The organism is Streptomyces sp. NPDC028722, assembly GCF_040637655.1.
Lineage (GTDB): Bacteria > Actinomycetota > Actinomycetes > Streptomycetales > Streptomycetaceae > Streptomyces.
Window position 1 is genome coordinate 595,936 of the sequence record NZ_JBEZWU010000002.1, and the last position, 7,642, is coordinate 603,577.

Genomic DNA, 7,642 nt, shown 5'->3' on the forward strand with positions numbered 1-7,642 from the left:
TGCGCTCGGGTTCCCCGAGCCGGGCAGGCTATCCGTCCCCCTTGGCACAGCGGTCCCGGATGTGCGCGAGCTCAGCGGAAGACGTCGTCGGGCTCGTCCCAGTCGGCCGTCTCCACCGGGCCCCGCCGCCCCCGGGAACGCGCCCGGTACATCGCCTCGATCTCGGCCGCGTAGTACCGCACGACGGCGGCCCGGCGCAGCTTCAGGGACGGCGTGAGCAGCCCGTTCTCCGGTGCGAACGGTTCCTGGAGGACACGGTGGACCCGGATGGACTCGGCGTGGGACACCGCGCTGTTGGCGGAGGCGACGGCCCGTGAGATCTCCTCCCGCAGCGCGTTCTCCTCCCGGGCCTCCCGGCCCGTGACGTCCCCCTGGATCCGCAGGGCGGCCCGCCAGTGCGCGAGGAAGTCCGGATCCAGCGTGATGAGGGCGCCGACGCAGGGCCGGTCGTCGCCGATCACCACGGCCTGGTGCACCAGCGGATGCCGGCGCAGCCGCTGCTCCAGCAGGGCCGGGGCCACGCTCTTGCCGCCGCTGGTGACGATGATGTCCTTCTTGCGCCCGGTGATCGTCAGATAGCCCTCGGGATCCAGCCGCCCGATGTCCCCGGTGGCCAGCCAGCCGCCGCGCAGCGCGGCCCGTGTCGCCGTCTCGTCACCGATGTAGCCCTGGAACACCGACGGCCCGCGCACCAGGAGCTCCCCGTCGTCCGCCACCTGGATCTCGGTGCCCGGCAGGGGGCGGCCCACCGTCCCGGACTTCTCCCGGCCCAGCGGCTGCATGGTGATCCCGCCGCTGGACTCGGTCAGCCCGTACCCGTCATGGACGTACACGCCGATGCCCTCGTAGAACAGGGACAGACCGCGGTCGAGCGAGGAACCCCCGGAGGTGCCGCGCACCACCCGGCCGCCGAGCGCCGCCCGCAGCCGGCGGTAGACCGTCCGCTCGTACAGGGCGTGTTGCAGTCTCAGGTCGAACCCGGGGCCCGGCCCGGTGCCCAGCCGCCGGCGCTCCTCCGCCGCGGCGAAGTCCCGCGCGGTCTGCGCGGCCCGCTCGAACAGGGCGCCCCGGCCCGCCTGTTCCGCGGCCCGCAGGAAGTTCTTGTACAGCTTCTCGAACACCGACGGCACGCCGTACAGGTACGTCGGCCGGAACGTGGCCAGCGCCGACGCCAGCGCCGCCTCGGTCAGCTCCGGCTCGTGCCCCAGCAGGATCCCGCCGCGCACGCACGTCAGCATGATCATGATCCCGTAGACATGGGAGAACGGCAGGAAGGCCAGGACGGCCGCCTGTTCTCCCGCGGGAGCGGCGGTGTGGCCCCAGCCGGCCAGCAGGGTGTCGCAGGGGTGGGCCAGTCCGCGGTGGCTCAGCGCGCAGCCCATCGGACGGCCCGAGGTGCCCGAGGTGTAGACGACGGCCGCCGTGGCGTCGGGCAGCACGATCCGGCGCAGCGACTCCACGGTCGTGTACGGCACCACCGCGCCCCGCTCGGCCAGCGCGGACAGCGCGCCCGCGTCCAGCTGCCAGACGTGCCGCAGCAGCGGGAGCCGGGCGCACACGGTGCCGATGGTCATGACGCCCTGCTCGTCCTCCACCACCACGGCCACGCAGCCCGCGTCCCGCAGGATCCACTCGACCTGTTCGCGCGAGGCGGCCGGGTGGATCGGCACGACCTCGGCGGCCACGGCCCACAGCGCGTGGGCGAACACCGTCCACTCGTACCGGGTGCGGGCCATCAGGGCCACCCGGTGGCCGGGCGAGACGCCGGCGGCGATCAGGCCCTTGGCCACGTCGACCACCTCGTCCCGCACCTCGACCGCCGTCACCTCCTCCCAACCGGTCGCGGCGGGATGCGCGCGGCGCGCGAGCATCGGCAGGGTGGGGTTCCGGTCCGCCGTCTCGAAGACACTGTCGGCGAGGCCGCCGGTGAGCGGCGGGGCGACGGCTGGAGCGAGGGCGACGTTCCGCATGCGCTGCTCCTGGGTGTACGGAGGGTCACTCCGCCGACCGGCTCTGTGTCGGCGGTGCTCGAATGTAGCCCAGGTGAGCGCGTTCGGTGCCGGGAACGGGTAAGTCGTGATCGGCTGATGATCCGGTCGTGTTCTGGGGACTCGTTCGGCATGAGCCATGTGAATCCCGATCCGGAACCCGAGCGCACGACCGGACTCGAGCCAGGCGGGGGAGTTCCGCCCGGCGAGACCCCGCCCGCCGAGAGCAGCATGCCCGAGGCCGGGCCCCGCCAGCCGGACGTCCGGCGCAGAGGCTGGGCCAAGGCTCCGCTGACCCTGATCCTCCTGCTGGTCGTGCTGATCGCGGCCTTCTTCCTGGTCTACGCCCTGGTGCTGATCCTCTGACCGGCACCTTCGGCCCAGGGTGCCTCAGCCCTGGGTCCGGCGTACGCACTCGGTGACGACGTCCCGCAGGCTGCCGGTGCGCTCCAGCAGCGCCCGCTGCTCGCGGGCGCCGTTGCCGTGCCGCAGCAGGCCGGCCACGGCCTCCTCGGCGCGGTCCGCGTCACCGGTGCCGGCGAGCGCGTCCCCGGTGTGCTCCAGCAGCGAGCGCAGCACCTCGGCGGCGGGCCGGGGCCGCAGGGTCACCGGGTCGAGCAGCTCCCGGTCGAGGCCGAAGCGGGCGGCCTGCCAGTCGGCGAGCCGCAGCAGGCTCACACTGTGGTCGAGCGGCGGCCGGCCGGCCCGCCAGTCCCGGGCGGCGGTCTCCACCAGACCCCGGGTCAGTGTGGCGATCAGCACGGCGGTCTCGGCGTTCAGGCACACGTCCGACACCCGGATCTCCACCGTCGGGTAGGCCGCGGACAGCCGGGCGCTGAAGTAGACCATGCCCTCGTCGAGTATGGCCCCGGTGGCCACCATGTCCGCCACCCGCCGGTGGTACCGCTCGGGGGAGCCGAACAGCTCGGTCGGCCCGGCCGACGGCCAGCGCTCCCACACCCGGCTGCGGTAGCTGTGGTAATCGCTGTCCCGGCCCTGCCAGAACGGCGAGTTCGCGCTGATCGCCCGGAAGACCGGCAGCCACGGCCGGATCCGGTCGAGGACCGCCACGCCCTCCTCGTCGGACTCCACCGACACATGGACATGACAGCCGCACACGAGCTGCTCCCGGGTGGGCACCCCGTACTGCTCGGCCAGCCACCGGTAGCGCTCGTTCATGCTGAGGGAGGGGCTCACCGGCAGGGGGGAGCTGGCGAGCGCCGCGACCCCGCAGCCGATCTGCCCGGCGTGCCGGGCCGCCTCCTTGCGGCAGCGCACGATCTCGTCGCCGAGGGCTGTCATGTCCGACTGCGGATGCGTGGCGAACTCCAGCATCTGCCCGAACAGTTCCTTCTCGAACACGTCCTGTCCGGGATCGTCCTGGGCGGCGCGGGCGAGCACGGGCGCCGCGAGCGCCTTGGGGTCGCCGCTGTCCGGGTCGACCAGGAGGAGTTCCTCCTCCACTCCGACGGTGCGCACGTGGTGCCGCCCTTCTGTCCGTGCCGCAAGGGGCAGTCGTGGGTCTGTACGACCCCGACTGCCCCCTCGCACGGCCACCGACACCTGCGGCGTTCAGCCCTCCGGGCCCAGCCACACGGTGGCGAGCGGCGGCAGCGTCAGCTCGAGGAACCCGTCCACGGGCTTGACGGGCCCCTCGGTGCCGACCCCGCTTCCCCCGTAGCGGACGCCGTCGCTGTTCAGCACCTCCCGCCAGGCGGGGACCTCGTCGGGCACCCACAGGCGGTAGCCGTGCCGGACGACGGGGGAGAAGTTCGACACGGTCAGCAGTGGGGTGCCGTCGGCGGCGAACCGCAGGAACGCCAGGACGTTGTCGTCCGCCGCGTCGCACAGCACCCACCGGAAGCCGCCCGGGTCGGTGTCCCGCTGCCACAGCGCCGGGGTCCGCCGGTAGGTCGTGTTCAGGTCCCGCACCAGGTCCTGTACGCCCCGGTGGTCGCCGGCGGAGTGGTAGTCGTCGGCGAGCAGCCACCACTCGGGCCCGTGCGCCTCGTTCCACTCCGCCCCCTGGGCGAACTCCTGCCCCATGAACAGCAGCTGCTTGCCCGGGTGGGCCCACATGAAGCCGAGGTAGGCGCGGTGGTTGGCGCGCCGCTGCCACCAGTCGCCCGGCATCTTCGACACCAGGGCCTGCTTGCCGTGGACGACCTCGTCGTGGGAGATGGGCAGGACGTAGTTCTCGCTGTAGGCGTACACCATCGAGAAGGTCATCTCGTCGTGGTGGTACCTGCGGTGCACCGGCTCCTTCTGGATGTACTCCAGCGAGTCGTGCATCCAGCCCATGTTCCACTTCAGCCCGAACCCGAGGCCGCCGCTGTCCGTCGGCCGGGTCACCCCCTCCCAGGCGGTCGACTCCTCGGCGATGGTCACCACTCCCGGGCAGCGCCGGTACACCGTGGCGTTCATCTCCTGGAGGAAGGCCACCGCGTCCAGGTCCTCCCGCCCGCCGAACACGTTCGGCTCCCACTGGCCGGCTTCGCGCGAGTAGTCGAGGTAGAGCATGGAGGCCACGGCGTCCACGCGCAGCCCGTCGATGTGGAACTCCTCGCACCAGTAGACCGCGTTGGCGACGAGGAAGTTGCGCACCTCGGTGCGCCCGAAGTCGAACTCGTACGTCCCCCAGTCCGGATGCTCGGCCCGCCGGGAGTCCCCGGGTTCGTACAGCGGGTCCCCGTCGAACCGGGCCAGCGCCCAGTCGTCCTTGGGGAAGTGCGCCGGCACCCAGTCCATGATCACACCGAGGCCGGCCCGGTGACAGGCGTCCACGAAGTACCGGAAGTCGTCCGGCGAGCCCAGCCGGGGCGTCGGCGCGTAGTAGGAGGTGACCTGGTAACCCCAGGAACCGCTGAAGGGATACCCGGCCACCGGCATCAGCTCCACGTGCGTGAAGCCCATGTCCCGTACGTAGGACGGGAGTTCCTCGGCCAGCATGCGGTAGGTCAGCCCGGGCCGCCAGGAGGGCAGATGCACCTCGTACACCGAGAACGGCGCCTGGTGCACGGGGAGGTCACCGCGGTGCGTCATCCACTCCGCGTCGCCCCACTCGTACCGCGAGGACGTCACCACCGACGCGGTGTCCGGCGGCACCTCCGTGAGCCGCGCCATCGGGTCGGCCTTGAGGAACCGGTGGCCGTGGCGGGAGGTGATCTCGAACTTGTACCGGGTGCCCTCGCCGACGCCGGGCAGGAACAGCTCCCACACCCCGGACGCGCCGAGCGACCGCATCGGGTACTGCGTGCCGTCCCAGTACGTGAAGTCACCGGCCACCCGCACCCCCTGGGCGTTCGGCGCCCACACGGTGAAGCGCGTGCCGGCCACGCCCTGGTGGACCATCGGCTCCGCCCCGAGCGCCCGCCACAGCTGCTCGTGCCGGCCCTCCCGCAGCAGATGCAGGTCCAGCTCGCCGAGGGCGGGCAGGAAGCGGTACGGGTCGTGCACCTCCTGCTCCCCGTCGTCGTACGCCACCAGCAGCGTGTACGAGGGGATCCGGGAGCCGGGCAGGACGGCCGCGAAGAGGCCGTCGCCCTCGGAGGTCAGCGCGGTGCGCGTCCCGTCGGCCAGGACGCTCACCGCCCGGGCGTTCGGGCGCAGCGCCCGCACCAGGATGCCGCCAGGAACTGGGTGGGCGCCCAGCAGGGCGTGCGGATCGTGGTGGGCGCCGGCCAGCAGCCGGCCGCGGTCGGCGGCGTCCGGCGCGGCGGCCGGCCCGGGGCCCGCGGCCTCGGGACGCGTCGTGTCACGCAGTGCCATGGGTCAGCCTCCCCACACGGCGAGCCGCTTGATCGCCGCCATCGGTACCGGCAGCCAGTCCGGTCGGTGTCTCGCCTCGTACAGCACCTCGTACACCGCCCTGTCCGTCTCGTGCGCGCGCAGCAGCGCGTGCTTCTTGCGTGGGTCCCAGCCCGCGCGGGCCGCGTAGCCCGCGCAGAACGCCTCCCGGCAGCGGCGCGCCCACTCGGGTCGCCAGGGACGGCGCTGCCGGGCCGCGTAGTCGAAGGAGCGCAGCATCCCGGCCACATCGCGCACCGGGGACTGCGGGGCCCGCCGCTCGGTGAGCGGGCGGGAGGGTTCACCCTCGAAGTCGATGACGAACCAGTCACGGCCGGCCCGCAGCACCTGCCCCAGGTGCAGATCACCGTGGATGCGCTGGGCGGGCGGACCGGTGTCGCACGTGGCGAGCGCCGCGAACGCGGCCCGCAGGCCGGGGACGAAGGGCACCAGCGCGGGCACGGCGTGCGCGGCGGCGTCCAGCCGCGCGCACATCGCCTCGGCCGTACGGCCGTTCTCGCCCGGCCCGGCCGACGGGAACGCCCCGGCCAGCGCCAGGTGCACCTCGGCCATCGCCCGGCCCAGCGCACGGGCCTCGGCGGTGAAGTCGCCGCCCGCGGCGAGCGCGCGCAGCGCCAGTGTCCAGCCGTCGGTGGCGTCCGGCAGGAACGGCTGGAGCACCCCGAGGGTGGCCGGGCGCGGGGCGCTGGTGGTGAACCAGGCCACCGGCGGGGGCACCCGGGTGCAGCCCTGCCCGGCCAGCGCGGCCGAGACCTCCAGGTCCGGGTTGACGCCCGGCTGGATCCGGCGGAACACCTTCAGGATGTAGGCGTCGCCGTACACGATCGAGGAGTTGGACTGCTCGGCGTCCAGCAGCCGTGGCGGCAGCCCGCCGGGTACGTGGGCGGCCGGGTCCGTCTCGAACCGCAGCGGGCCCGCCGTGCCGGGCTGCCGCAGCCGCTCCAGCAGCAGATGGGCCGCGCGCGGGTCGTGCAGCGCGTCGTACACCGCGAGCCCGGCCAGCGGCCCCTGCACCGCCCGCCCGATGAACGCCTGCTCCAGGCGGGGGGCGAGGTGGGGGCGCAGGCCCAGCAGCAGCTGGTAGCAGTCACCGGGCGGGGGAGTGCCGCCGGGGGCCGGCACCGGCGCGTGCGAGGCGTGCACCAGCAGGTGCAGACACCCCGGGAACAGCTCCGTCACGGACAGCACCGACAGATCGGTGACCGGCCGGTCCTTGCCCGCGAACCAGCGTTGCCTCGGCAACCACTCGCGCAGCAGCGCGCCGAGCGAGACCAGGGGGCCGTCGACGCCGACGGCGGTTCTCGGTCGGGGAGTGATGGTCTTCGGCATGGTGACGCGTCCTTTCCTCGGCGCCGGGATCAGTGGCGGCGGCCGATGCGGGATGCGACTCGGGTGAGCCGGAACCAGTAGAAGCCGTGGCCCTGGAGGGTGAGCAGGTACGGCAGTTCGCCGATGGCGGGGAACCGCACCCCGCCGATCAGCTCGACCGGGTGTCGGCCGTCGTAGGCCCGCAGGTCGAGTTCGGTGGGCTGCGCGAAGCGGGAGAAGTTGTTCACGCACAGCACCAGGTCGTCGCCGTACTCGCGCAGGAAGGCCAGCACCGCCGGGTTGGAGGACGGCAGTTCCGTGAACGAGCCGAGCCCGAAGGCGGGGTTCTGCTTGCGGATCTCGATCATGCGGCGGGTCCAGTGCAGCAGGCTGGACGGGGACGACATGGAGGCCTCGACGTTGGTGACCTGGTAGCCGTGGACGGGGTCCATGATCGCGGGTAGGAAGAGGCGGCCCGGGTCGCAGGAGGAGAAGCCGGCGTTGCGGTCGGGGGTCCACTGCATGGGGGTGCGGACCGC

At 73.2% G+C, this 7,642-nt stretch carries 6 protein-coding genes; 1 reads left to right on the forward strand and 5 read right to left on the reverse strand.

The genetic code is table 11. From position 1 onward, the window contains the following. Nucleotides 1-71: 71 nt before the first annotated feature. The gene (locus AB0F03_RS05235; protein ID WP_361986668.1) at nucleotides 72-1,970 is read right to left on the reverse strand and encodes an AMP-dependent synthetase/ligase; all 1,899 of its coding nucleotides are present in this window, start codon (nucleotides 1,968-1,970) and stop codon (nucleotides 72-74) included. A gap of 150 nt (nucleotides 1,971-2,120) precedes the next feature. Between AB0F03_RS05235 and AB0F03_RS05240 the strand changes: the two genes are divergently transcribed. Beyond that, on the forward strand, nucleotides 2,121-2,354 hold the full coding sequence (locus tag AB0F03_RS05240) for a DUF6480 family protein (protein ID WP_361986670.1): 234 nt from the start codon (nucleotides 2,121-2,123) through the stop codon (nucleotides 2,352-2,354). Between the two features lie 24 nt (nucleotides 2,355-2,378). On the opposite strand, the gene AB0F03_RS05245 is transcribed toward AB0F03_RS05240, so the two are convergent. From AB0F03_RS05245 to AB0F03_RS05260, 4 genes are all read right to left on the reverse strand, one after another. Next, nucleotides 2,379-3,467: a glutamate--cysteine ligase gene (locus AB0F03_RS05245; protein ID WP_361986672.1), complete on the reverse strand. Its 1,089-nt coding sequence runs from the start codon at nucleotides 3,465-3,467 to the stop codon at nucleotides 2,379-2,381. Nucleotides 3,468-3,560: 93 nt separating this feature from the next. Next, nucleotides 3,561-5,756: a 1,4-alpha-glucan branching enzyme gene (gene glgB, locus AB0F03_RS05250; RefSeq protein WP_361986674.1), complete on the reverse strand. Its 2,196-nt coding sequence runs from the start codon at nucleotides 5,754-5,756 to the stop codon at nucleotides 3,561-3,563. A 3-nt stretch (nucleotides 5,757-5,759) separates the two neighbouring features. Then, nucleotides 5,760-7,124: a maltokinase gene (locus AB0F03_RS05255; RefSeq protein WP_361986676.1), complete on the reverse strand. Its 1,365-nt coding sequence runs from the start codon at nucleotides 7,122-7,124 to the stop codon at nucleotides 5,760-5,762. Between the two features lie 29 nt (nucleotides 7,125-7,153). Then, nucleotides 7,154-7,642: alpha-glucosidase C-terminal domain-containing protein (locus AB0F03_RS05260; RefSeq protein ID WP_361986678.1), on the reverse strand; the 489-nt coding region annotated here is incomplete at its 5' end.